The sequence below is a fragment of the Promicromonospora noduliphila genome, assembly GCF_056951025.1.
In genome coordinates, this window is the sequence record NZ_CM167806.1 from 282,235 (window position 1) to 307,006 (window position 24,772).

General features: G+C 72.8%; 20 protein-coding genes and 1 pseudogene. 16 read left to right on the top strand and 5 right to left on the bottom strand.

Features of this window, described 5'->3' with window-relative positions:
• The first annotated feature begins 7 nt into the window (after positions 1–7).
• The 7 genes and pseudogenes from AC0QU1_RS01175 to AC0QU1_RS01205 all read left to right on the top strand — a co-directional run bounded on the left by AC0QU1_RS01175 (position 8) and on the right by AC0QU1_RS01205 (position 10,321).
• Positions 8–955 (top strand): ABC transporter permease, encoded by a 948-nt coding sequence (locus AC0QU1_RS01175; RefSeq protein WP_483573836.1) that lies wholly within the window; start codon positions 8–10, stop codon positions 953–955.
• Between the two features lie 278 nt (positions 956–1,233).
• Positions 1,234–1,833: pseudogene (locus AC0QU1_RS01180) on the top strand (ABC transporter permease); the annotation flags it as partial.
• Between the two features lie 258 nt (positions 1,834–2,091).
• Positions 2,092–3,873 (top strand): dipeptide ABC transporter ATP-binding protein, encoded by a 1,782-nt coding sequence (locus AC0QU1_RS01185; protein WP_483576606.1) that lies wholly within the window; start codon positions 2,092–2,094, stop codon positions 3,871–3,873.
• 106 nt (positions 3,874–3,979) lie between these two features.
• Positions 3,980–7,462, top strand: coding sequence for a S8 family serine peptidase (locus AC0QU1_RS01190; protein ID WP_483573837.1), 3,483 nt, complete (start codon positions 3,980–3,982; stop codon positions 7,460–7,462).
• 154 nt (positions 7,463–7,616) lie between these two features.
• Entirely contained in the window at positions 7,617–8,435 is an 819-nt protein-coding gene (locus AC0QU1_RS01195; protein WP_483573838.1) for an alpha/beta fold hydrolase, read from the top strand.
• A 273-nt stretch (positions 8,436–8,708) separates the two neighbouring features.
• Positions 8,709–9,713 carry an isopenicillin N synthase family dioxygenase gene (locus AC0QU1_RS01200; RefSeq protein ID WP_483573839.1) on the top strand — a complete coding sequence of 335 codons (1,005 nt, stop codon included), beginning with the start codon at positions 8,709–8,711 and terminating at the stop codon, positions 9,711–9,713.
• A gap of 188 nt (positions 9,714–9,901) precedes the next feature.
• Complete coding sequence (locus tag AC0QU1_RS01205) at positions 9,902–10,321, top strand: rhodanese-like domain-containing protein (RefSeq protein ID WP_483573840.1); 420 nt, start codon at positions 9,902–9,904, stop codon at positions 10,319–10,321.
• 243 nt (positions 10,322–10,564) lie between these two features.
• On the opposite strand, the gene AC0QU1_RS01210 is transcribed toward AC0QU1_RS01205, so the two are convergent.
• Both AC0QU1_RS01210 and AC0QU1_RS01215 read right to left on the bottom strand, forming a co-directional pair.
• A complete protein-coding gene (locus AC0QU1_RS01210; RefSeq protein WP_483573841.1) occupies positions 10,565–11,344 on the bottom strand; it encodes a response regulator in 780 nt (259 codons plus the stop codon).
• The gene (locus AC0QU1_RS01215; RefSeq protein WP_483573842.1) at positions 11,341–12,759 is read right to left on the bottom strand and encodes a sensor histidine kinase; all 1,419 of its coding nucleotides are present in this window, start codon (positions 12,757–12,759) and stop codon (positions 11,341–11,343) included. Before AC0QU1_RS01215 ends, AC0QU1_RS01210 begins: the two co-directional genes overlap by 4 nt.
• A 185-nt stretch (positions 12,760–12,944) precedes the next feature.
• Here AC0QU1_RS01215 and AC0QU1_RS01220 point away from each other — a divergent pair, with 185 nt between their 5' ends.
• The 4 genes from AC0QU1_RS01220 to AC0QU1_RS01235 are packed head-to-tail and all read left to right on the top strand — an operon-like array spanning position 12,945 to position 16,848.
• Positions 12,945–13,946 (top strand): Bug family tripartite tricarboxylate transporter substrate binding protein, encoded by a 1,002-nt coding sequence (locus AC0QU1_RS01220; protein WP_483573843.1) that lies wholly within the window; start codon positions 12,945–12,947, stop codon positions 13,944–13,946.
• Positions 13,943–14,548, top strand: coding sequence for a tripartite tricarboxylate transporter TctB family protein (locus tag AC0QU1_RS01225; protein WP_483573844.1), 606 nt, complete (start codon positions 13,943–13,945; stop codon positions 14,546–14,548). The genes AC0QU1_RS01220 and AC0QU1_RS01225 overlap by 4 nt, the downstream gene beginning before the upstream one ends.
• The gene (locus AC0QU1_RS01230) at positions 14,541–16,055 is read left to right on the top strand and encodes a tripartite tricarboxylate transporter permease (protein WP_483573845.1); all 1,515 of its coding nucleotides are present in this window, start codon (positions 14,541–14,543) and stop codon (positions 16,053–16,055) included. Before AC0QU1_RS01225 ends, AC0QU1_RS01230 begins: the two co-directional genes overlap by 8 nt.
• A 13-nt stretch (positions 16,056–16,068) precedes the next feature.
• A complete protein-coding gene (locus tag AC0QU1_RS01235; protein ID WP_483573846.1) occupies positions 16,069–16,848 on the top strand; it encodes an SDR family NAD(P)-dependent oxidoreductase in 780 nt (259 codons plus the stop codon).
• 76 nt (positions 16,849–16,924) lie between these two features.
• Here the strand turns inward: AC0QU1_RS01235 and AC0QU1_RS01240 are convergent, their stop codons facing one another.
• Complete coding sequence (locus AC0QU1_RS01240; protein WP_483573847.1) at positions 16,925–17,974, bottom strand: magnesium and cobalt transport protein CorA; 1,050 nt, start codon at positions 17,972–17,974, stop codon at positions 16,925–16,927.
• 131 nt (positions 17,975–18,105) lie between these two features.
• On the opposite strand from AC0QU1_RS01240, the gene pyrE reads away from it, so the two are divergent.
• Together pyrE and AC0QU1_RS01250 are read left to right on the top strand one after the other, a co-directional pair.
• Positions 18,106–18,681, top strand: coding sequence for an orotate phosphoribosyltransferase (gene pyrE, locus AC0QU1_RS01245; protein ID WP_483573848.1), 576 nt, complete (start codon positions 18,106–18,108; stop codon positions 18,679–18,681).
• An 81-nt stretch (positions 18,682–18,762) separates the two neighbouring features.
• The gene (locus AC0QU1_RS01250; RefSeq protein ID WP_483573849.1) at positions 18,763–19,491 is read left to right on the top strand and encodes a type III secretion system chaperone family protein; all 729 of its coding nucleotides are present in this window, start codon (positions 18,763–18,765) and stop codon (positions 19,489–19,491) included.
• Between the two features lie 31 nt (positions 19,492–19,522).
• Here the strand turns inward: AC0QU1_RS01250 and AC0QU1_RS01255 are convergent, their stop codons facing one another.
• Positions 19,523–20,296, bottom strand: coding sequence for an HAD-IIA family hydrolase (locus AC0QU1_RS01255; protein ID WP_483576607.1), 774 nt, complete (start codon positions 20,294–20,296; stop codon positions 19,523–19,525).
• 287 nt (positions 20,297–20,583) lie between these two features.
• Here AC0QU1_RS01255 and AC0QU1_RS01260 point away from each other — a divergent pair, with 287 nt between their 5' ends.
• From AC0QU1_RS01260 to fbaA, 3 genes are all read left to right on the top strand, one after another.
• The gene (locus AC0QU1_RS01260; RefSeq protein ID WP_483576608.1) at positions 20,584–21,372 is read left to right on the top strand and encodes a TrmH family RNA methyltransferase; all 789 of its coding nucleotides are present in this window, start codon (positions 20,584–20,586) and stop codon (positions 21,370–21,372) included.
• Positions 21,373–21,433: 61 nt separating this feature from the next.
• Positions 21,434–22,672, top strand: a complete 1,239-nt coding sequence (locus tag AC0QU1_RS01265) for an MFS transporter (protein ID WP_483573850.1) — start codon at positions 21,434–21,436, stop codon at positions 22,670–22,672.
• 303 nt (positions 22,673–22,975) lie between these two features.
• On the top strand, positions 22,976–23,995 hold the full coding sequence (fbaA, locus tag AC0QU1_RS01270; protein ID WP_483573851.1) for a class II fructose-bisphosphate aldolase: 1,020 nt from the start codon (positions 22,976–22,978) through the stop codon (positions 23,993–23,995).
• Between the two features lie 113 nt (positions 23,996–24,108).
• On the opposite strand, the gene AC0QU1_RS01275 is transcribed toward fbaA, so the two are convergent.
• Positions 24,109–24,588, bottom strand: coding sequence for an STAS domain-containing protein (locus AC0QU1_RS01275; RefSeq protein WP_483573852.1), 480 nt, complete (start codon positions 24,586–24,588; stop codon positions 24,109–24,111).
• Between the last annotated feature and the right edge of the window lie 184 nt (positions 24,589–24,772).

The window sequence follows — 24,772 nt, forward strand, 5'->3', positions numbered from 1 at the left end:
AGACCCCGTGGCCAGACACCTCGCCTCGTATGTCGCGCAGCTCGTCGCCACGCTCCTCGTCGCGACGGCGGCGATCTTCGTGCTGCTGCGGGTGCTGCCCGGCGACCCCGCCGTCGTCGCCCTCGGGATCGAGGCCTCCCCCGAGGCGCTCGCGGCCTGGCGGGCCGAGCACGGGACGGACGGGCCGCTGCTCGTGCAGTACCTGGAGTGGGTGGGCGGGCTGCTCACCGGTGACCTCGGCACGAGCTACGTGACGTCGCAGGAGCTCACGCCCCTGGTCGCGGACCGCGTGCAGGTCACGGGCATCCTCGTGCTGCTCGGCATGCTGATCGCCCTGCTGGTGGCGGTGCCGGTGGGCACGCTGGCCGCCGTCTGGCACCGGAACGCGGGCGGTGTGGCTCTGTCCGCGGTGAGCCAGGTGGGGGTGGCCGTGCCGAACTTCCTGGTGGGCGTGCTGCTCGTGTCGCTGTTCGCGGTGCGGCTGGGCTGGCTGCCGTCCGGCGGCTGGACGGCGCCCGTGGACGGGCTCGCGGAGTTCTGGCGGCACGTGCTGCTGCCGGCGGTCGCGCTGGGCTCCGTGCAGGCGGCGATCATCACGCGGTACGTGCGCAGCGCCGTGCTGGAGATCATGCGCGAGGACTTCCTGCGCACCGCCCGCGCCAAGGGCCTCACCTTCACGGCCGCGCTGGTGCGGCACGGGCTGCGCAACGCCGGCGTGCCGATCGTGACGGTGGTGGGCGTGCAGATCGCGTCCATGCTGATCGGCGCCGTGGTGATCGAGCGGGTGTTCGCCGTGCCGGGGCTGGGCAGCCTGCTGCTGGACTCGGTGGGCAACCGCGACCTGCTCGCCGTGCAGTCGATCGTCGCGGTGCTGGTCGTGCTCGTGGTGCTGCTGAACTTCCTGGTCGACCTCGCCTACACGCTGCTGGACCCGCGGCTGAGGAGGGCGTCGTGACCGGTCAGGGTTTGGTGGGCGGGGCCGCCGTTGGAGGGGATGGCGCGCAGCCGGTGCCGGACCTTGGGGCGGGCGCCGCGGACCGCCGTCGGCCCGGTGTGCACCCGCAGCTCGTGCTCGGGGCCGTGCTCGTGGGGCTGGTCGTGGTCACGGCCCTGGTCTCGCTCGTCTGGACGCCCTACGACCCGGAGCACGCGGGCGCCGAGCGCCTCCTGCCGCCGGGAGCGGAGCACTGGTTCGGCACCGACCGGTTCGGCCGCGACGTGTTCTCGCAGGTCATGGCCGGTGCCCAGATCACGCTGCTGGTGGGGGTGGTGGCGGTCGGTATCGCAGCGGTGGCGGGCGTGCCGCTCGGTGTGCTCGCCGGGATGCGCGGCGGGCGGCTGGGCGCGTTCCTGATGCGGGGCAGTGACATCCTGCTCGCGTTCCCGGGCCTGCTGCTCGCGATCGTGCTGGGTGCTGTCTACGGCGCGGGCACGGTGACGGCGATGGTCGCGCTCGGCATCGGCTCGATCCCCGCCTTCGCGCGGGTGGCCCGCAGCGGCACGCTGCAGGTGATGCGGTCCGACTACGTGCTCGCCGCCCGGGCCGCGAACCGCGGGGAGCTCGCGATAGCCGTGCGCCACGTGCTGCCCAACATCGCGGGCACGGTGCTGGTGCAGTGCTCCGTGAACTTCGCGATCGCCGTGCTCGCCGAGGCCGGGCTGTCCTTCCTGGGCCTGGGCACACCCCCGCCGACGCCGTCGTGGGGCCGCATGCTGCAGGACTCGCAGCAGTTCCTCGGCGTCGCCGACCACCTTGCGGTCGCACCCGGGGTTGCGGTGGCGGTCGCGGTGCTCGGGTTCAACCTGCTGGGCGACGGGTTGCGTGATGTTTTTGACCCGCGGCTCGCGGCGGCCGGGGGTGCTACGGAGACGGGTTCTGCTGGGACCGGTTCGGGGGCGTCCGGTTCTGCTGGGTCTGGTTCTGTTGGCGGGCTTGGCTCTGCTGGTGGGCTCGGCTCTGTTGACGGGCCTGGTTCCGCCGCTGAGCCCGGTGCCGCCGCCGAGCCGGCCGAGCCGTCCCCGCCGTCCGCCACGGCCCCGCCGTCCGCCACGGCCCCGCCGTCCGCCGGCACATCGCCGTCCGCGCTCGACGTGCGGAACCTCACCGTCCGCACGGACGGCGGCCGCGCGCTCCTGTCCGACGTCTCGCTGCGCCTCGCCGCGGGCGAGCGCGTCGGCCTGATCGGCGAGTCCGGTTCGGGTAAGACCATGACCGCGCTCGCGGCGCTCGGCCTGCTGCCTGACGGCGTCGCGGCCACCGGACACGTCGGCCTCGCCGGGGTGCCCGGCAACCTCCTGGACCGGGGCGAGCGGGCGCTGGCCCGGCTGCGCGGCCGGGAGATCTCGATGGTGTTCCAGGAGCCGATGACCGCCCTGAACCCGCTGATGCGTGTGGGCCGCCAGGTGGCCGAGACGATGACGGTGCACGGGGCGACGCGCCGGGCGGCCCGCCGACGGGCGGCGGAGCTGCTGGCCGAGGTCGGCCTGCCCGACGGGGCCGCCCGCCGGTACCCGCACGAGCTGTCCGGCGGGCAGCGGCAGCGGGTGGTGCTCGCGATGGCGCTGGCCAACGACCCCGCCGTCCTCGTGGCGGACGAGCCGACGACCGCCCTCGACGTCACCGTCCAGCGCCAGGTGCTCGACCTCATGGTGCGGCTCGTCCGCGACCGGGGCGCCGGGCTGCTGTTCATCACCCACGACCTGGCCGTGGTCTCCCAGGTGTGCGAGCGCGTGGTGGTCCTGCTCGACGGCGCGGTGGTCGAGGAGGGCCCGGTCGCCGAGGTCTTCACCGCCCCGAGCCACCCCTACACAAGCCGCCTCCTGGCGGCGTCGACCCTGCCTCCGATGGTGCCCGAGGCTGTTGACCATGCGGTTGCTGCGGGATCGGGCGCCGTATCGCGCAGCAACCGCATGGTCGACGGCCAGGGTGACCGGGTCGTCATCCGGGTGGAGGGAGTGGCCCGCCGCTATCGGGGGCGGGGGGAGGTGGTGAATGCGTTGCGGGGCGTCTCCCTGGAGGTCCGGGAGGGGCAGCGGTTCGGGATCGTCGGCGAGTCCGGGTCGGGCAAGTCGACGCTGCTGCGCATCGTCGCCGGGCTCGACCGGGCCACGTCGGGCCGTGTCATGAGCGCGGGCGTGGACCTGAGCCCGGGCGTGGGGCAGGACGCGGCGCAGGGCGGCACCGACGGCGCGGGCAGCCAGCGTGGTGCCAACGGATCGCTTGGCGCGGGCGGCGCACGTGGTGCAGGGCCGGGCGGGCCGACGCCGTCGCGCGGGCTGGGTGATCTGCGCGCCGCCCTGCAGGTCGTGTTCCAGGATCCGTACGGCTCGCTCGACCCGCGGATGACCGTGGGGGACATCGTGGCGGAGCCACTCCTCAACCCGGCGAACGTCCGGGAGGACGGGTCGGTTCATCCCACAAGGCGTCCGCGCCTCGCGGGTCTTCGCCGCGGCCCCGAGGCGGCCGCCCGGCGCGAGGCCGTGCGCGAGATGCTGGACGCCGTCGGCCTGCCGCTCGACGCGGCCGACCGGTACCCGCACCAGTTCTCGGGCGGGCAGCGGCAGCGCATAGCGATCGCGCGGTCCCTGGTGTGCCGGCCGCGCATCCTCGTGGCCGACGAGCCGGTCAGCGCGCTCGACGTCTCCGTGCGGCGGCAGGTGCTGGACCTGCTCGCGCGGCTCACCGACGAGTACGCCCTGACGCTGCTGCTGGTGTCGCACGACCTGGGCGTCGTGCGGCACGTCTGCGACCACGTCGCGGTGATGCACGACGGCCTGATCGTGGAGCAGGGTCCGACCGACCGGGTCTACGACGACCCGCAGCACGAGTACACCCGCCGCCTCCGCGAGGCGACCCCGGTGCTGGTGCGCTGAGCAGGGAAGACGCCCCCCGCCGTCGTCCCCAACCCTTCTCCTCGCCTGTTCGTCGGGGCACGTGCGGCGGCACTTGCCGCCGGCTTCCTCACGAAGGAGACAGCAGATGCGCAGCAGAGCAGGCGCAGCAGCAGCGATCGCGGCGGCGATCGCGTTCGGCGCGGGTCTACCGGGGGCTGCGGCCCTGGGCCAGGGCACCGACGGCGCGCCGACCGTCCCCGGGACCGTGTCCGCGGCGGACCCGGGCGGCTCGACCGCCACCGTCACCCTGATCACGGGCGACCGCGTCACGCTCACGCAGGGCGCCGGCGGGCGCAAGGCGGTCACGATCGACGCCGGAGCGGGTCGCGAGGGCGTCGCGTTCCAGCGGCTCGTCGAGGGCGACCGGCTGTACGTGATCCCGACCGACGTGGCGGGCCTCGTGCCGCACCGCCTCGACCGGGCGCTGTTCGACGTCACCGGCCTGGTCGCCGCCGGGTACGACGACGCCGGCCGGGGCACCGTCCCGGTGATCGTGCAGGCGACCGGGGCCAAGGCGGCCCGCTCCGCTACCTCGGGGTCGGCTGGGCCCTCGGGGTCTGCCGCGTCGTCCGAGTCGTCCGCGAGCTCCGCGTCGTCCACGAACCCCGCGCCGTCCGCCGCAACCTGGGCGGCGCTGGGTCTGGAACCGGAGCGGACGCTCGAATCCGCCGACGCCGTCTCGGCGGACCTGGACCCGACCGAGGCCGCCGCACTGCTCGGCTCCCTGCGGGCACCCCGGACCTCGGCCCGCTCGGCCGCGGCCGGCTCGGGCCCGGCAGCGACCGCCTCCGGCGCAGCCGCGCCGTCGGACGTGAAGGTCTGGCTGGACGCCCCTGTCCGCGCGCTGGACGCGGACTCGATGCCGCAGATCGGCGCCCCGACCGCCTGGGAGGCTGGGTACACGGGCGAGGGTGTGACGGTCGCGGTGCTCGACTCGGGGGTCGACGCGACGCACCCGGACCTGGACGACGCCGTCGTCGGCGCCCAGGACTTCACCGGCCTCGGCGACACCGTGGACCGCTTCGGTCACGGCACGCACGTCGCCTCGATCGTCCTGGGCTCCGGCGAGGCCTCGGACGGCGCCAACCGGGGCGTGGCCGCCGGCGCCGACCTGCTGGTCGGCAAGGTCCTGAACGACGACGGCTACGGCGAGACGTCGTGGATCATCGACGGCATGGAGTGGGCGGCCGAGCAGGGCGCCGACATCGTGAACCTGAGCCTCGGCGAGGCGGAGCACTACACGGACGGCACCGACCCGGCCTCCCTCGCCGTCGACACGCTGAGCGCGCGGTGCGGCACGCTCTTCGTCGTCGCGGCGGGCAACGAGGGGTCCAACTACGGCACGGTGACCGCCCCGGGCGCTGCGGACTCGGCCCTGACGGTGGGCGCGGTGGACGACGCCGACGAGATCCCCTACTTCTCCAGCCGCGGACCACGCGCCGTCGACTACGCGATCAAGCCCGACGTCACCGCGCCGGGGGTGGAGATCATCGCGGCCCGGGCCGCTGGCACCAAGCCGGAGGCCGGGGACGGGCCGTACGTCGCGTGGAGCGGTACGTCCATGGCCACACCGCACGTCGCGGGAGCGGCCGCCGTCCTCAAGCAGGCCCGTCCCGAGCTGACCGGACAGCAGCTCAAGGCCGTCCTCATGGGCTCGGCCCGGCACACGAGCGGGACCGTCTGGGACGAGGGCGCCGGGCGCATCTACCTGCCCGCCGCCCTGGAGCAGCCGGTGACCGTCGCACCCGCCGCGCTCTCCCTCGGTGCGTTCGAGTACCCGCAGGAGGGGACCGTGACGCGGACCCTCACCTACGAGAACCCCACCGACGCCGCCGTCACCCTCGACCTCTCGGTCGAGGTGACGGACCAGGACGGCGAACCGCTGCCGGCCGGCGCCGTCACCCTCGGCGCCACCGAGCTGACCGTCCCGGCCCACGACACGGCGACCGTGGACGTCGCCGTCGACCCGACCGTCGGCGAGGTCGAGCGCCGCTACTCCGGCGCGGTCACCGCGACGGGCCCGGCCGAGCAGGAGATCCGTACCCCGCTCGGGTACTACAAGGAGCCGGACCTCGCCGACCTGAACCTGCGCGCCCTCGGCCGCGACGGCGCGCCGCACACGGGCGAGTCCACCGTCCACGTGGTGAACGTCGACGACCCGGAGCTGTTCAGCGAGCAGTTCGAGCTCGCCGACGGTGCGGCGGACCTGCGCGTCCCGCCGGGCAACTACTCGGTCACGGGCTTCCTGTGGAACACGGACGAGGAGTTCGCGGTCTCGGAGGTCACGGCGGCGCTGCGCCCCGAGGTGACGGTCGCCGACGACACCACCGTCGTCCTCGACGCGCGCGAGGCACGCGAGCTGACCGTGCGCACGCAGCGGCCCACCGACCTCCGGTGGCTCGCGCTCGAGACCACCCGGACGCCGGCCGGAGGCGGCGAGCCGTACGGCTTCGGCCTCGCGGTCACGGGGGACGCGACGGCATACGCGACGCCGACGGCCGCACCGGTCAGCGTGGGCAGCTACGACCTGCAGACCCACTTCGTGCTGGCGGAACCCGCGGCGGGTGGTAGCGCGCCGTCGTACACGTACGACCTGCTGTATGCGCAGGACGTGGTGGACACGTTCGACTTCCGTGCCAACGCGGGGAACACCGCGGCGATCACGACGGGCTACGCCACGCTCGGTGCCGGCTACCTGGCCGAGAGCGCGCGGGTCGGCTTCGCGCCGGGCCACCGCTGGGGCTCCGCGCTGTCGGCCCCGGTCGCGACGCCGGACCGGCGCACGGAGTACGTGAGCGCGAACGGCGTCGCGTGGGGCCACGAGGTGTACGCGGGGTCGGCCGAGGAGCCCCAGCAGGGCTACTTCGGCAGCACCGCCCGCGTCTACGAGCCGCGCGCGAAGGCCCGGGCGACCGTCGGCCGCGCGGTGCTGGGCACCCGGCTCGCCGACGGCGCCATCGCCGCCCGCGGGGACACGCTCGCCCTCGGTCTCGCGCCCTGGTGGGACGCCGCCGGGCACCCGTTCGACTCCTTCGGCGGCGACGACACCCGGCTGCGCGTGTGGCGGAACGGGCGGCCCGTCGCCGACAGCACCTACCCGAGCGCGGAGGTCGGGCTGCCGGACGGCGGCGCGGGCTACCGTGTGGTCCTGCAGGCGGCGCGCGCGGCCGCATGGTGGGACCGGTCCACGCGGGTGCGCACCGAGTGGTCGTTCCGCGCGGCGCCGGCGCGGAACCGGCCGGCGCCCGCGCTCGACGTCGCCTACGGCGTGCGGGGCCTCGACCTGCGGAGCTCCGCACCGCGGAGCACCCGGGTCACGCTCTCGGTGGGCCGCCAGGAAGGCAGCAGGACAGCGGGCGGCAAGGTCACCGCCGCGCGCCTCTGGTGGTCCGCGGACGACGGCGCCACCTGGCACCGCACGCCCCTCGCGACCGGGCGTGCCGGGACGTTCGCCGGGACGGTCACGGTGCCCCGCGGCACGGAGCACGTGTCGCTCCGCGTCCAGGCGCGGGACGCCTCCGGGGGGACGGTGCGGCAGACGGTGATCCGCGCCTACGGGGTTCGGTGAGTGCCATGGATCCGCTGAATGTCGGGAGTTCCGTGGGCGGACGCCTAAGGGCTGGCTGAGGTATGTGTCCGATCCACAGGTCGCTCGGGTGACCTGTGGATCGGACCCGTCCGCACGTTGGCGACGCGTGCGCCGGTGTACCCTCCTGCGCGACATGAGCGAGCACACGACCAGCGATGACGGCGGCCTGGGCGCCGACAATCTCTCGGGTCCGGACGGCGCGGCGGGCTCCGACGGCTCCCCTGGTGCCGGCGGCCTCTCGGGTGCTCGCGGTTCCTCGGACACCGACAGATCCTCCGACACCGACGATGTCCCGGGCGCGGACGGCGGTACCCCGCGCCCGCCGTCGGCGCGGGTCCCGGCCGTGCGCGCCGGGAAGCCGCCGATCCGGCTGATCTTCGTGCCGGGCCTGGGCGACCGGATACCGCCGGTGGTGCACCTCCAGCGCGAGGCGCTGCGCACGTGGCGCGCCCTCGGCGTGCGCACGACGATGTTCCGCGTGCGCTGGTCGTCGGGCGCGTCCTTCGAGGAGCGTCTGGACCGGCTCGACGAGATGGTCGAGCGGTTCGAGCAGCGGGGCGAGCGGGTGGCGTTGATGGGCGCGTCGGCGGGGGCCGGTGCGGTGCTCGCGGAGTTCGCCCGACGCCGCTCGATCGTCGCCGTCGTGATCATCGCGGGAAAGTTCCTCGAACCCGAGGACATCATCAAGCCAGTGCTCCTGCGCAACGTACCGTTCGCGCAGTCGATGTCGACGGTGCCCAAGCTGCTGGAGAGCCTCGGCCCCGAGGACCGCGCGAAGATCCTGAGCCTGCGCTCGGCCAGGGACGGCGTGATCGACGACGAGGACACGCTGCTCGAGGGCGCAGTGAACGAGACGATGCGTGTGGTGGGCCACGTGATCGCCATCGGGTACGCCTTGATGTTCCGGGCCCGCCGGGTTGTGCGCTTCCTGCGCGAGGTCATCACGGACTGACCGGACGCCGGGTCCCGGTCCGGGTGCTAACGTGGCGCGCATCGTGAGCGTCTTCACCTGTACCTGCTGTCGCTGAGCGGTCGCCGAAAGGCGATCCCCCGGCGCGATGTCTCGCGCCGCCGACAGCAGCCCCCCGCTCACATCGCATCCACGCGTACGCGCTGACCTGCGCCCGTCCTCCGGGACGGCCGAGGAGGCCGGCGGACTCTTCGACGGATGCCGGGGTCGCCGCCGTCGGCGCACCCACCTGGCACCCATCGAAAGGACCCTCCCATGTCCGGCATCCCCGTCCTTGACCTCTCGCTGCTCGACGGCGACCCCGCCGACCAGGCGCGCTTCCGTGACGAGCTGCGGCGCGCCACGCACGAGGTCGGCTTCTTCTCCCTGGTCGGTCACGGCGTCCCGCGCGACCTGATCGACCGTGCCTACACGACCGCCCGGGAGTTCTTCGCGCTCCCCGAGCACCAGAAGCGCGCGATCGAGAACATCAACAGCCCGCACTTCCGCGGCTGGACGCGCATGGGCGGCGAGCGCACGCTCGGCCGCGTGGACCAGCGCGAGCAGATCGACATCGGCGCCGAACGGCCGGAAGTACCGATCGAGCCGGGCACCCCCGACTACTGGATCCTGGAGGGCCCGAACCTGTGGCCCGAGTCGCTGCCCGCGCTGCGCGAGGTCGCGCGGGAGTGGCTGGACCGGCTCGACGGCGTCGCGACGCGCCTGCTGCGGGCGTGGGCGGAGGCGCTCGGGGCGCCGTCGGACACCTTCGACGCCGTGTTCGAACGGCCCTCGCCGCACCTGAAGATCGCGCGCTATCCGGGCATCGAGGCGACGGCGCCCGCACAGGGCGTCGGCGCGCACAAGGACCTGGGTGTGCTCACCCTGCTCTCGGTCGAGGACGGCAAGGCCGGCCTGCAGGTGGAGAAGGACGGCGCGTGGCTCGACGTCGTCCCGCCCGCCGGCGCGTTCGTGGTGAACATCGGCGAGCTGCTCGAGATCGCGACGAACGGCTACCTCAAGGCCACGCTGCACCGGGTGGTCTCCCCGCCGCCCGGCACCGAGCGCATCTCCATCCCGTACTTCCACGGGCCCGCGCTGGACGCGACCATCCCGACGATCGACCTGCCGCCTGCCCTCGCGGCCGACGCGCCCGGCGTGACGCTGGACCCGGCCAACCCCTTGCACGCGGTGTTCGGCGACAACTGGCTCAAGAGCCGGCTGCGTGCGCACCCCAACGTCGTGGAGGCGCAGCACCCGCGCCTGCTGCAGACCGCGTGACGGGCGGTCTCGGGATAACAGTTGCTCCCGAGGGTGGGTTGCGTGGAGTAGACAATGTTCACCCGACGCAACCCACCCTCGCGAGGGACTTTGCCCCGCCACGGGCTTAGCGCGGCTTACGGATGCTTCAGGAACAGTGCGCCTCCCGGCCCTTGTCCACCGTGCGTCGGCGTCCGCACACTCGGGCCATGACGATCTCCCAGGACACCTCCGCCGCCGTCGCCCACTTCGCCGGGCGGCTCGCCTTCGAGACCGACGTCAGCGACGTCCACACCGCGCTCGCGGCGGGCAGTCCGTTCACCCTGGTCGACGTCCGGTCGCCGGACTCCTGGAACCAGGGGCACATCCCCGGTGCGGTGCACCTGCCCGGCGGCAAGGTGCGCCTGCGGGCGGAGCAGACCATCGACCGGGAGCTGCCCGTCGTCGTGTACTGCTGGGGCCCGGCCTGCAACGGGGCGACCAAGGCGGCGCTCGAGTTCGCGAAGCTCGGCTACCAGGTCAAGGAGATGATCGGCGGCTTCGAGTACTGGGTGCGCGAGGGGTTCGCCTACGAGACGGCCTCCGGCCCCGTCCAGCCCGACGCCGACCCGCTGACCGCCCCGCTCTGAGCCCCACGAGCACGCCACTCGCGCCCATCGGCGAGCCCCGCCACGAGGCCCCGCCCGTGGTGAGTCCACCCGCGACGGGTCCGCTCGCGACGGGTCCGCTCGCGACGGGTCCGCTCGCGACGGGTCCGCTCGGAAAGTCCGCCGCGAGAATGCGATCAGGCATGACTTTGGCCCCGAAAGGGTGCACAACCGCGTTCTCGCGGCGGACCTTGTCGCGGCCCCGTTTGGTCGGGGCGGGGGGTGTTAGGTGGGGCGGTAGCGGTTCTCCGGGCGGCCCGTCGCTCCGTACCGGGGCGTGACCTGGGCGTAGCCCTCGGCGACCAGGTGCTCCAGGTAGCGCCGGGCGCTGACCCGCGACATCCCGACGGCCTCCGCGACCTCGGCCGCCGACGCGTCTGGCGCGAGCGCGCCGTTCGGCCCGACGGCGCCCGTCGGCTCACCGGCAGTCGCCGCACCGCTTGTCGGCCTAGCAGCGCCCGCCGCCGTGCCGCCCGGCTCGCACAGCCTGGCCAGCGCCTCGCGGACCAGGTCGCGGCTCCGCCCGGAGAGTCCCTTGGGCAGCCGGTCGGTGGCGGCGCGCGGACCGGCTAGGAGCTGGTCCACCTCGTCCTGGTCGAGCGTGTCCTGGGCCCGGCGCACGTCCTCGCGGTGCTGCCACACCTCGTCGAGCCGTTCGCGCAGCGCGGCGGAGGTGAACGGCTTGACCAGGTAGGCGAGCACGCCGCCGGCCATGGCCTGCCGCACGCTGTCGAGCTCCCGGGCCGCCGTGGTGGCGACGACGTCGACCGGCGGGCCGGGCAGCATCCGCAGCCGCTGGAGCACGTCGAGTCCGCCGATGTCCGGCAGGTGCAGGTCGAGCAGCACGAGGTCGGGGCGCAGGGCGGCGGCGAGGCGTAGCGCGTCCGCGCCGTTCCGTGCCTCGCCCACCACGACGAACCTGGGGTGGCTCTCCACGAAGCCCCGGTGCACGGTGGCGACCACCGGATCGTCCTCGACGACGAGGGTCCGGGCCGGCTCCGTCATGTCGCCGCACCCCCGCGAGCACCCGCCACACTTCCGCGCGCACCCGCCGCCGCCCGCGCACGTCCGGCCGAGGCGGAGGCAGGCACGGGCAGCTCGACGCTCACCCGCGCCCCGCCGAGGTCGCTGGTCCCCAGCACGATCTCGCCGTCCCGCCGGTCCACGACCCGCCGGACCAGCGCGAGCCCGATGCCCCTGCTGTGCTCCCGGTCGCCGGGCACCTTGGTGGAGAACCCGGCCTTGAACACCTGGTGCTGGAGCTGGGCGGGGATGCCGGGACCGTCGTCGTCCACCTGGAGGTGCAGGTGCGTCCCGTCCGAGCGCAGCAGCACGCGCACCCGGCCGCCCGTGTGGTCCCGATCGCCCCGCTCGCCCGTGTAGTCCGGACGGTCCCGGTGACCCGGCCCGTCCCGCCCCACGGCGTCCACCGCGTTGTCGATCAGGTTCCCGAGCACGATCAGCGCGTCCGTGTGCAGCGCCGAGGCGTCCGGCGTCGTCGGCGCGTCGAGCGCGGAGTCCTCGGCGACGTCGAGCGTGGCGCCGCGTTCGCGGGCCGTGATCGCCTTCACCAGCAGCAGCGCCGCGAGCTCAGGGGACCGCACGCCAGGGGCGACGGCGGAGGCGGTGAGCAGCCCGCCGTAGCCGGACCGCTCGATGAACGCGACGGCCTCCTCGGTGCGGCCGAGCTCCAGCAGGCCGGAGATCACGTGCACGGTGTTGGCGAACTCGTGCGACTGCGAGCGCAGGGCGTCGGTGAGGCCGCGGGTCTCCAGCAGGGTCGCGATGTCCTCGGGTTCGAGCAGGTAGATGCGGCGCCGCACGAGGCGGGTCACCCACGCGGCGCACAGCACGCCGACGACGGCGGCCGCCGCGAGCGCGCCGAGCAGCCAGCCGCGGTCCTCGTTCAGGTCGGCGCGCAGCTCGGACTCGAGGATCCCGACGCTGGCGGTGCCGATCACGGGGGCGGGCGAGGCGTCGTCGGCCGCCTCGCCGAAGACGGGCACCTTGACGCGCCACGACGTGCCGAGCGTGCCGGTCTGCGTGCCCGTCCACACCTGGCCGGAGAGCGGCACGGAGGGGTCGGTCGACACCATCTGCCCGATCTCCTCGGGGTCGGGGTGGGAGTACCGGATGCCGCGCTCGTCGGTGACCACCACGTACGTCACCTCTGACGCCTCGCGGATCACCTCGGCGATCGGCTGGATGGTGGCGGACGGGTCGTCGTCGTCGAACGCGTCGTGGATAGCGGGCAGGCGCGCGACCGACTGCGCCACCCCGGTCATCCGGTCCACGTAGGCCTCGCGGAGCTGGCGTTCCTGCAGGGCGGAGGCCACCAGCCCGGTGGTGCAGACGAGCACGAGCACGATGACGACCTGCAGCACCAGTAGCTGCGCCCGGAGCGTCATCGCTCTTCTCACGAACGTCAGTGTGCACCGGGTTGCGGGCCGTGCGGTAGCCGGGCGGCCGCGTTCAAAACGACCACAACGTTCGTTGCGACCAGAACCGCACGCCGCGGGGCACCGCTCCCTACGCTCGCGCCGAAGTGGACCGAGGACCGGCACAGTGGCCGGCCCGGGTACCCGCATCCGCTCGAGGAGGAGACATGCGCATCATCCGGACCGGGGCCGCCCCCGTCGGAATCGTCCTGGCACTGGCCCTGGCGGGCTGTTCCAGCCTGGAGCCGAGCGGTGGCGGCGGCGACGCTGCGATCGACGAGCTCAGCATCGTGGTCCCCGCGGGCCCCGGCGGCGGCTGGGACCAGACCGGCCGCGCGATGCAGGCCGACCTGCAGGAGGAGGGCCTGGTCGGCACGGCGACGGTCACCAACGTGGACGGCGCGGGCGGCACGGTCGGCCTGGCGAACATCGCCAACGCGACCGACCCGAACACCGTGCTCGTGATGGGCCTGGTCATGGTGGGTGCCGTCGAGACCAACCAGTCGCAGGCCCGCATCGAGGACACCACCCCGATCGCGCGGCTCACCGAGGAGCAGGAGGTCATCGTGGTCCCGGCGGACTCGCCGTACGAGACCATCGACGACCTCGTGGCCGACGTCGAGGAGAACGGCAAGGACGTCGCGATCACCGGCGGGTCGGCGGGCGGCACCGACCACATCCTCGCCGGCATGCTGCTCAAGGCCGCCGGCATGCCCGCAGCGGACATCGCGGACAGCCTGAACTACGTCGCCTACTCCGGCGGCGGCGAGTCCCTGGCGGCCCTGCTCGGCAACAACGTGGACGCCGGCATCTCCGGCGTCAGCGAGTACGCAGAGCAGGTCGAGGCGGGCGAGCTGCGGGCGCTCGCGGTCTCGGGCGGCGAGCGGGTCGACGCCCTCCCCGACACGCCGACCCTCACCGAGGCCGGCTACGACGTCGTGCTCACCAACTGGCGCGGCGTGGTCGCCCCCGGCTCGATCGACGACGCCGAGAAGGAGGCGCTGACCACCGCCGTCACCGAGCTCGCGGAGTCGGAGGCGTGGCAGGCCACGCTCGCGGAGAAGCAGTGGGACGACGCCTTCCTCGCCGGCGACGAGTTCGACTCCTACCTCGAGGGGAACATCGCCGAGATCCAGACGGTGCTCCAGGACATCGGGCTCGTCGAGTGAGCACCGACGGAGTGGCGCCCGAGGCGCCCACCGCACCGGGTGAGCCGACGGCGGAGGCCGGCCCTCCGCCGTCGGACGCCCCGGACCTGGTGGCCGGCGAGCCGCCGCGCCGCAGGTGGGGCGAGCTCGTGCTGGCCCTGGTCACGGCGGGCCTCGGCGCCTACGTGCTGGTGGCCGCCGGGAGCATCACGGTGCCGGGCTCGGCCAACACGCTCGGCCCGCGGGCGTTCCCCTACCTGGTGGGCGGCATGCTCGTCGCGGCGGGGGTCGCGCTGGTCGCGCTGATCCTGAGCGGCCGGGCCGGGCAGGAGGAGGGCGGCGAGGACGTCGACCCGGCCGTCCGGACCGACTGGCTGACCGTGCTCCTGCTCGTTGCCGCCCTGGTGGTGCACGTGTTCACCATCAACGTCATCGGCTGGCCGCTGGCCGCAGCGATCCTGTTCGCGGGCGCCGCCGTCGTGCTCGGCGCGCGCCCGTGGTGGCGCGCCGCCCTGGTCGGGCTCGTGCTGGGCCTGGTCGTCCAAGTGGTCTTCGGCGGGCTGCTGGGGCTGTCGCTCCCGGCCGGCCCGCTCCTGGAAGGGGTGCCGTTCCTCCGTGGATAACTTCTCCGCTTTGCTCGACGGGTTCGCCACCGTCCTGCACCCCGTGTACCTCCTGTGGGCGCTGTTCGGCGTGTTCATCGGGACGGCGGTCGGCGTGCTGCCGGGCATCGGCCCGGCCATGACCATCGCCCTGCTCCTGCCGCTCACCTACTCGCTGGAGCCGACGGCGGCGATCATCGTCTTCGCCGGCATCTACTACGGCGGCATGTACGGCGGGTCGACGACGTCGATCCTGCTGAACACCCCCGGCGAGTCCGCGTCGATAGTGACGGCGATCGAGGGCAACAGGATGGCCCGTGCCGGACGCGGGGCCGCCGCGCTCGCGACCGCCGCCATCGGCTCGTTCGTGGCGGGCACGCTCGCCACGGTGGCGCTGACGTTCCTCGCGCCGGTGATCGCCCGCTGGGCCGTCCAGCTCGGCGAGCCCGACTACTTCGCCCTCATGGTGGTCGCCTTCATCACCGTCGGCGCCCTGCTCGGGTCGTCGGTCCCGCGCGGCCTCGCGTCGCTGTCGCTCGGCCTGTTCTTCGGCCTGGTGGGCACGGACACCCTGACCGGCCAGCAGCGGTTCACCTTCGGCGTGCCCAACCTGGCGGACGGGATCGACGTCGTGATCGTCGCCGTCGGCCTGTTCGCCGTGGGGGAGGCCCTGTACGTGGGCTCGCGGCTGCGGCACGGCCCGGTCCAGGTGATCCCGGTCGAGAAGGGCTGGCGCACCTGGATGAAGCGCGACGACTGGCGCCGCTCCTGGAAGCCGTGGCTGCGCGGCGCCGCCATCGGCTTCCCGGTGGGCACCATCCCCGCCGGCGGGGCCGACGTCGCGACGTTCCTGTCCTACGCCTCCGAGCGCCGGCTCGCCGGGGCCCGGCGCAAGGAGTTCGGCAAGGGTGCGATCGAGGGTGTGGCGGGTCCGGAGGCCGCGAACAACGCGGCGGCGTCCGGCGTGCTGGTCCCGCTGCTCACCCTCGGCCTGCCCACGACGGCGACGGCGGCGATCATCATCGTCGCGTTCCAGTCCTACGGCATCCGGCCCGGCCCGCTCCTGCTGCAGAGCGAGTCCGCGCTGGTGTGGGCCCTGATCGCGAGCCTGTACGTGGGCAACCTGATGCTGGTGGTGCTGAACCTGCCGCTGGTGGGCATGTGGGTCAAGGTGCTGCGCATCCCGCGGCACTACCTGTACGCGGGCATCCTGATGTTCGGCGCGCTCGGCTCGTACGCGCTCAACTTCTCGCCCGTGGACGTGCTGCTCCTGGTGCTGATCGGCTTGGCAGGGTTCTTCATGCGCCGGTACGGCTACCCGGTGGCGCCCCTGGTGGTCGGCATGATCCTCGGCCCGATGGCGGAGGACCGGCTGCGCAGGTCCCTCGCGATCAGCCAGGGCGACCTGAGCTACCTCGTGACCAGCCCGTTCGCCGCCACCGCCTACGCGGCGATCGCGGTGCTGCTGGTCGTCGGCATCTGGCTGCGGCGCCGGGAGCGTGCGGAGGAGGCAGTGGCAGCGCAGTGACTACGCTCGGGAGATGGGCACAGCACTGATCACCGGCGGGTCCGCCGGCCTGGGTCTGGAGTTCGCGCGGCAGCTCGCCGCCGCCAAGCACGACCTGGTGCTGGTCGCGCGCGACGAGGCGCGGCTGAACGAGGTCGCCGCGGAGCTCCGCTCCGCCACGGGTGTGGCGGTGGAGGTGCTCCCGGCGAACCTCGCCGAGCCGGACGGCGTCGCGCGGGTCGCGCGGCGGCTCGCCGTCGTCGGCGGCAGGTCGGAGGACGGCGGCCTGCGGCCCGTCGGGCTGCTCGTCAACAACGCGGGGTTCGCCATGGGAACGAGCTTCGCGAAGAGCCGGATCACCACCGAGCGGCGCGGGATCGACGTCATGGTGAAGGCGGTCGTCGAGCTGACCCACGCCGCCGTCGGCCAGATGCTCGAACGCGACAGGGGCGCGATCCTCAACGTCAGCTCGGTCGCCGCCCTCACCGCCGGCGGCACGTACGCGGCGGCCAAGGCGTACGTGCGGACCTTCACCGAGTCGCTGGCGTCCCAGCTCAGGGGTACCGGCGTCACCGCGACGGTGCTGTCGCCCGGGTTCACGCACACCGAGTTCTTCGCGCGGGCGGGCATCAGCGAGCCGTCGATAGTCCCGGAGTGGGGCTGGCTCGACGCCGAGGACGTCGTCCGGGCCGCCCTCAGGGACGTGCGCCGCGGCGTCGTGCTGTCCACGCCGTCGGTGCGCTACAAGGTGGCGTCCGCGGTGCTGCGCATCGCGCCGCGCTGGGCGGTGCGCGCCGTGGGCTCGTACCGCTGACGGCGTGGGCGGTGCCGGACGACGACGGTGCGGGGCGGACGGCGGCGCGGGGGCGGACGGCGCGTGCGAGCCGCCGTCAGAGCCAGCCGACCCGCTTGAAGATCCAGTAGAAGACCCCGCCCAGCCCGACCATCACGGCCAGCGCGAGCGGGTACCCGAAGGCCCAGTGCAGCTCGGGCATGTGGTCGAAGTTCATGCCGTAGATGGTGCCGACCAGCGTGGGCGCGAACAGGATCGCCGCCCAGGCGGAGATCTTCTTCACCTGCTCGTCCTGCTTGAGGCCCTGCTCCGACATGCGGCGCATCTCCTCGTTCTGCTCCTGGGTGACCAGCGTGGAGTGCACGTTGAGGGCGTTCGTGAGCAGGGCGCGGAACGTGTCGGACGTCTCCGCGTGCTTGACGGCGTGGTCCAGCACGTTGCGCAGGTCGCGGTGCAGTTCGACGTAGCGGGGGTCGTGCGCGGTGCCGGGCTGCCCGGCCTCGTCGTCGTGCACCTGCCGCACGATGTCGACCAGCGGGTGCGTCGCCCGTTGCAGCCCGATCACCTCGCGCGTCACCTCGTAGATCCGCAGGGAGACCTCGGAGTCGCGGGAGAAGAGCTGGTCCTCGACGCGGTCGATGTCGCCGCGCAGCCGCGTCACCACAGGCCGGTAGGTGTCGACCACCTGGTCCAGCAGGGTCGCGAGGATCGCGGCCGGCCCCTGCCGCAGCACCTCGGGGTCGGCCTCGAGCTGGGCGCGCATCGAGGCGAGGTCGGGCGTGGCGGACCGCCGGATCGTGACGACGTAGTCCGGGCCGACCCACGCGTGCACCTCGCCGAACTCGACGCGGTCGACGAGGCCGTCGCCGTCGTCGTCCACGTTCCGCGCCGGATGGAGCACCACGTACAGGACGTCGTCGTACTGCTCGATCTTGGGCCGCTGGTGCGCGTGGATCGCGTCCTCGACGGCGAGGCGGTGCAGCGAGAACTCCTCGGCGACCGCGTGGATCTCCGCGGGTTCCGGCCACGCCAGGTCGACCCAGGCGATCCCGCCCCGCTCGCGGGTGGTCTCGCAGGTCTCCTCGATGCTCACCGGGTTGGCCGTGCGCCGGCCGTCCACGTACACCGCGTTGTCCATGATGCTCACAGCAGAACCCTCTCAGAGGTCGGTGGCAACCCGGGACGGTGCCCTGGACGGCGTCCCGCGCCGATGTCCTGGCTGATGCCGACGTCGCGGGCGCCCGACGGCCCGGCCGGCGTCCGACGTACCCTTGCACCGTGAACGCCGACTTCTCCCCGACCCCGCGCGAGCAGCTCGTCGAGCTCATCAAGGAGCTCGCCGTGGTGCACGGCAAGGTGACCCTGTCGTCCGGCAAGGAGGCCGACTACTACGTCGACCTGCGCCGCATCACGCTGCACCACCGAGCCGCGCCGCTCGTGGGGCACGTGCTCCTGGACCACCTCGAGGAGGTCGGGCTCGGCACGGCGGAGGTCGACGCCGTCGGCGGGCTCACCCTCGGGGCCGACCCGATCGCGGACGCGCTGCTGCACGCCGCGGCCTCGCGCGGCCAGGACCTGGACGCGTTCGTGGTGCGCAAGGCGGCGAAGGCGCACGGTATGCAGCGCCAGATCGAGGGGCCGGACATCGCGGGCCGCAAGGTGGTCGTCGTGGAGGACACGACGACGACGGGCGGGTCGCCGATCGCGGCGATCGAGGCGGCCCGTGCGGCGGGCGCCGAGGTGCTGGGCGTGGCCACGATCGTCGACCGCGCCACGGGCGCGCGGGAGAAGATCGAGGCGCTCGGCGTGCCCTACCACTACCTGTACGACCTGCAGGATCTCGGCCTGGCGTGAGGTCTGATACCGGCATGCGGGGCGTCTCGATATCACTCCCACGTGCAGACTTTTCCGTAGCGCTACGGTATCTTTAATCTCATGGGCACTTTTGTCGCTTTAGTCCTACTTGTCGTCGGCGTGGTCGTGTTCACGATCTTTGCCGTGCGGATGCTGAACCGCGATCGCTCGCAGGACGTCGCCCAGTGGGCCGAGGCGAACGGCTGGGAGTACGTGGGGCAGGACCCCACGCTCGCCCAGCGGTGGAGCGGCAGGCCGTTCGGCAGCGGCGTGGACCGCACGACCCGCGACGTCATCCGCGGGAACGTCGACGGCTACGACATGGTCTCGTTCACCTACACGTGGCGCGCGGGCTCGCCCGGCTCGGAGACGCGCCGTCCCGGCCTGCGCAACTCGGCGCACGTCATCGCGCTCGACGCGCTGCCGGGTGAGCCGGTGGTCGACCTGTCGCCCGAGGGCATCCGCGAGAAGTGGCAGAAGCTCTTCGGCGCCCAGGACGTGCAGATCGACAACCCTGCGTTCGACGGGCAGTGGCTCGTGCGGGCCTCCGACGAGGTGTTCGCGCGCCGCGCCCTGGACGCGCGCCTGGCCAACATCGTGATGCTGCCCGACTTCCACGGCTCCCGGCTGCGGATCGAGGGGCCGTCGGTGCTGCTGTGGCGGCCGGGCCGCACGGATGTCACGACCCTGACCGAGCGGGCCAAGCGCGTGGCCGACGTCGCGCGGATCGTGCTGCCGCTGGAGAAGGGTGGGCCGCGCTTCGAGACCGGCGGCACGATCGACGGGTTCGGGATCCCGGGCCTGACCTGACCGAGCCGCGTCCCTGGGGCCTGAGACCTGGTCAGACCCGGTCGATGATGTCCGCGATCGAGTTCACCACGTGGCTGGGCCGGAACGGGTACTTCTCGACCTCGTCCGCCGACGTCGATCCCGTGAGCACCAGGAACGTCTCCAGGCCTGCCTCCATACCGCCCAGGATGTCCGTGTCCATGCGGTCGCCCACCATGGTGGTGGACTCCGAGTGCGCGCCGATCAGGTTGAGCGCGGACCGGAACAGCACCGGGTTCGGCTTGCCCACGTAGTAGGGCTGCCGTCCCGTCGCCGCCGCGATCATCGCGGCCACCGAGCCCGCGGCCGGCAGCAGCCCCTCCTGCGACGGCCCGGTCACGTCCGGGTTGGTGCAGATGAACCGGGCGCCGTTCACGATCAGCCGGATGGCCTTGGTGATGGCCTCGAACGAGTAGGTGCGGGTCTCGCCGAGCACCACGTAGTCCGGGTCGGACTCGGTGAGCGTGAAGCCCGCCTGGTGCAGCGCCGTCGTCAGGCCTGCCTCGCCGATCGCGTACGCGCTGCCGTTCGGGATCTGGTCCGAGACGAACTGGGCCGTGGCGAGGGCCGACGTCCAGATGTTCTCCTCCGGCACGTCGATCCCGCTGTACGCGAGGCGGGCGCGCAGGTCGCGCGGCGTGAAGATCGAGTTGTTCGTCAGGACGAGGAACGGGAGGTCCTTGTCCCGCAGCGCCTTGACGAACTCGGGGCCGCCGGGGATCGCCGTGCCCTCGTGCACCAGCACGCCGTCCATGTCCGTGAGCCAGGCTTCGGTGGTCCGCTCCATCATGGGCGCCAGCCTAATGTGTCGGCCTGCGGCGATGCGCTGGCGTTGTTGCCTTGGCGTGCGGCGACGAGGGGCCGCACGTGGCTGGGGCAATCCCTTCGAGGGAGTCGGGGGCCCCGAGGGGGGCCTGGGAAAAGCATTCCCTCCCGGGGCTGTGTTACGGAGAGGGGACATTGTTCACTCTCCGTAACACAGCCCCGGGAGCAAGTGTTCTCCCGCAGGCCGCCGGTCGGCACACAATGGCGGGCATGACCTTGTCTGAGCATCCGGAGCCCGAGCCGCCGGAGATGTCTGCCGAGCACGCGGAGATGTCAGCCGAGCACGAGGTCGGTGTCGGGCCCTGGTCCGGTCCCCTGCCCGACGATCCGCGCTACGACCCGGAGCTCCTGGCCGACGGCGACCGCCGGAACGTGGCCGACCGGTACCGGTACTGGTCCGTCGCGGCGATAGTCGCCGACCTGGACACGCGGAGGCACCCGTTCCACGTGGCGATCGAGAACTGGGCGCACGACCTCAACATCGGCTCGGTGGTCCGCACGGCCAACGCGTTCAACGCGGCGGGCGTGCACATCGTGGGCCGACGCCGGTGGAACCGTCGCGGCGCCATGGTCACCGACCGGTACCTGCACGTGACGCACCACCCAGACGCCGATGCACTGGCGGCCTGGGCGGCCAGCGCATCGGCCGCCGAACCACGCACGGCGTCGGGTGCCGAACCAGGCACGGCGTCGGGTGCCGAACCAGGCACGGCGTCGGGTGCCGAACCAGGCACGGCGTCGGGTGCCGAACCAGGCACGGCGTCGGGTGCCAAGCCGGGCACGGTATCGGGCGCCGGCCGTGGCCGCCTTCCGATCATCGGTATCGACAACGTACCCGGGTCCGTGCCGATCGAGGGATACGCGCTCCCGCGCGAGTGCGTCCTGCTGTTCGGCCAGGAGTCGACCGGCCTGACGGCGCAGGCCCAGGCGGCGTGCGACGTCGTGCTGCACATCACGCAGTACGGCTCGACCCGGTCGATCAACGCGGGAGCCGCAGCGGCGATCGCCATGCACGCCTGGGCCACCCAGCACGCGTGAGGCGCCGGCCTGGCCGCGACGGACCGTTGCCTCGGGCCAGCTGCTCCGACAGGATCGTCGAGTGAGCGAACGATCCCTGTGGCGCGACCGGAACTTCGTCGTGTTCTGGGGTACCCAGACGCTCTCCGTGCTGGGCGGCTCGTTCTCGGCGATCGCGTTCCCGCTGCTGATGCTGGAGGCCACCGGGTCGCTGGTGCAGATGGGCCTGCTGACGAGCGTCATGGCGGCGGGCTCCCTCTCGATGGGGCTGGTCGGCGGGGCGATCGTCGACCGGTTCGACCGCCGTCGGCTCCTTGTCGCGTGCGACGTGGCGCGCCTGCTCCTGTTCGCGGCCGTCCCCGTCTGCTGGGCGATCGATCCGCAGGTGTGGCTGCTGTTCGTGGTCGCGGGCGTGGCGTCGGTGTTCGGGCAGCTCTTCCAGATCACCTACATCACGGCGGTGCCCAGCATCGTCGGCAGGGAGCGGGTGGCCGAGGCCAACAGCAAGCTGCAGGCGACGGCCTCGCTGGCCAGCATCGGCGGCCCCGCGCTCGCCGGGCTGGTCGCGGCGGGGTTCGGCGTCACCACTGCGATCGCCATCGACGCCGCGACCTTCGGCATCTCGGCGCTGGGGCTGCTCGCCGTCCGCCTGCCGCGGGTGGCGCCGGACGCTGCGGCGCCGGGCCGGCCGGGCCTCGGGCGGGACCTCCGCACCGGGTTCGTCACGGGCGCGCGGTTCCTGTGGCGGCATCCGGTGCTCCGGGTGCTCACGATCTTCCTGACGATCACCACGTTCTTCACCTATGGCCTGACCGATGTGGTCATCTACCAGGTGCGCAACGGCCTGGGGCAGAGCGAGAACGTCGTGGGGTACGTGATGGCGGCGGCCGGGATCGGCACGTGCGTGGCGGCGGCCATGTCCGCCTGGCTACGCCGGAGGCTCGGGTTCGGCACCTGCTGGCTTGCCGCCATGACCGTGTGCGGTCTTGCCTGCGTGGTCCTGGCCCTGAGCCGCGACGTCGTCGTCATCGGGGCCGCCGTCTTCGCCTTCTGGTTCGGGCTCATGCTGGCGGCCGTTTGCTCGATGTCGCTGCGCCAGCTCGTCACGCCCGACGCGCTGCTCGGCCGCGTCACCGCCGCGTTCTGGACGATCCACTACAGCATGGCGCCCCTCGGCGCCGCTGCGCTGACCGCCGCCGCCGACCGGCTCGGCGCCTCCGGGCCGCTGCTGGCCGTCGCGGTCGTCTACGTGGCGGTGGCCGCCGTCGGCGCCTTCACCCCGATGCGCGACCGGAGCCCGGAGGACCGCCCGGTCGCCTGACGCCGGACGGCGCCGCCCGAGCGGACGGCGCCGCCCGAGCCAGCGACACCGCCCGGGCCGGCGACGCCGCCCAGCGACGTCGCCCAGGCCAACGACGTCGCCCAGGCCGGCGACGTCGCACAGGGGGCGACGCCGCCGTCCGGCGAACGAAAAACGACGAAAAACACAGCGTTCGGGCCGTTCGATTGGCGAACAATCGCACACGGCCGCCTGTGGATCGTGGCAAGATCGAACGTGCATCCCCCGGGCGGCCTGGGACACTCTTGCGACCGCCCGTCTCACCAGTCGTTTGGAGTTTCGCAGATGCCCATCGCAACCCCTGAGGTCTACGCCGAGATGATCGACCGGGCGAAGGCCGGCAAGTTCGCCTACCCCGCGGTCAACATCACCTCGTCGCAGACCGTCACTGCCGCACTTCGGGGCTTTGCTGAGGCGGAGTCGGACGGCATCATCCAGGTCTCCGTGGGCGGCGCCGAGTACGCGTCGGGCTCGACGGTGAAGGACCGGGTCTCCGGCTCCCTCGCGCTGGCGGCCTACGCCACCGAGGTCGCCAAGGGCTACGGCGTCAACATCGCCATCCACACCGACCACTGCACGGCCGACAAGCTGGACTCCTGGGTCAAGCCGCTGCTCGCGATCGAGGCGGAGCAGGTCAAGAACGGCGGCCTGCCGACGTTCCAGTCGCACATGTTCGACGGCTCCACCGTGCCGATCGACGAGAACCTCGTGATCGCGGCGGAGCTGCTCGAGCTGTCGCAGGCGGCGCGCACGATCCTCGAGATCGAGATCGGCGTTGTCGGTGGCGAGGAGGACGGCCACGCCGCCGAGATCAATGACAAGCTGTACACGACGCCGGAGGACGGCCTGGCCACGGTCAAGGCGCTCGGCGCAGGCGAGCGGGGCCGCTACCTGACGGCCCTCACCTTCGGCAACGTGCACGGCGTGTACAAGCCGGGCGCGGTGAAGCTCCGCCCCGAGATCCTGCTCGACATCCAGCGGGCGGTCGGCGCGGAGATCGGCAAGGACATGCCGTTCGACCTCGTGTTCCACGGCGGTTCGGGTTCGACGGCGGAGGAGATCTCCGCCGCCGTCGACAACGGTGTGATCAAGATGAACATCGACACCGACACCCAGTACGCGTTCTCGCGTCCGGTGGCCGACCACTTCTTCAAGAACTACGACGGCGTGCTGAAGGTGGACGGCGAGGTGGGCAACAAGAAGGCCTACGACCCGCGCGCCTGGGGCAAGTCGGCGGAGGCCGGCATGGCCACCCGCATCGTCGAGGCCTGCGAGCAGCTCCGCTCGGCCGGCCACAAGCTGTGAAGTAGGCCCGGCAGGGGCCTCTCCCCGGGTGATCGGTAAAACGTCAGGTGATCGGCAGTTCAGACTGCCGATCACCTGACGTTTTACCGATCACCCAGATGCCTGGGTGGCCACTACGAAGCCGGCGGGCCGCCCACACCCGCTGGGGTCGGCGCGCCGCCTGCTGGCGGGCCCGCCGGGCCGTCGTCGTCCAGCTCGAAGCCCGGGTCCTCGTCCACGATGTCGAGGAGGTCACCGATCCGGGTGACCTCGAGCAGGAAGCGCACGGTCGGGGGCGCGCGCAGCACGCGCACCCGGTGCGGGCTGCGGCTCGCGAGGCGCGCGAGGAACGCGACGCCGGACGAGTCCATGAAGGTCACGTGGTGCGCGTCGATCTCGACGGGGAGGCGGGACTCCTCGGCCGCGGCCGTCGCCTCGTGCAGGTCGCCGCCGATGTCGGCGTCGATCTCTCCGGAGAGCACGATCCGGGCGCGTGAGCGGCCCACGATGACGTGGATGCTCGCGGGATCGCCGATCTCGGGGTTCTGCCGGTCTTGGTCCTGGGGGCTCCCGCCCTGCGGACCGCGCGGGGGGTCGTACGTTCCGTCCTGCACGGTTCTCCTTCCGGGAGCAGTGGTCGTGGCGCTGCAACGGTCCGATGATAGAGCTTGAGGTTCAGATCTCGGACCGTCCCAATCTACGGTTGAATGTCCTGCTGGAACAGCACCGCGCGCAATAGACACCGTTGGGAGGGCACTTTGACCGATACATCCGGTCTTACACCGTCCTCTCCTCCGC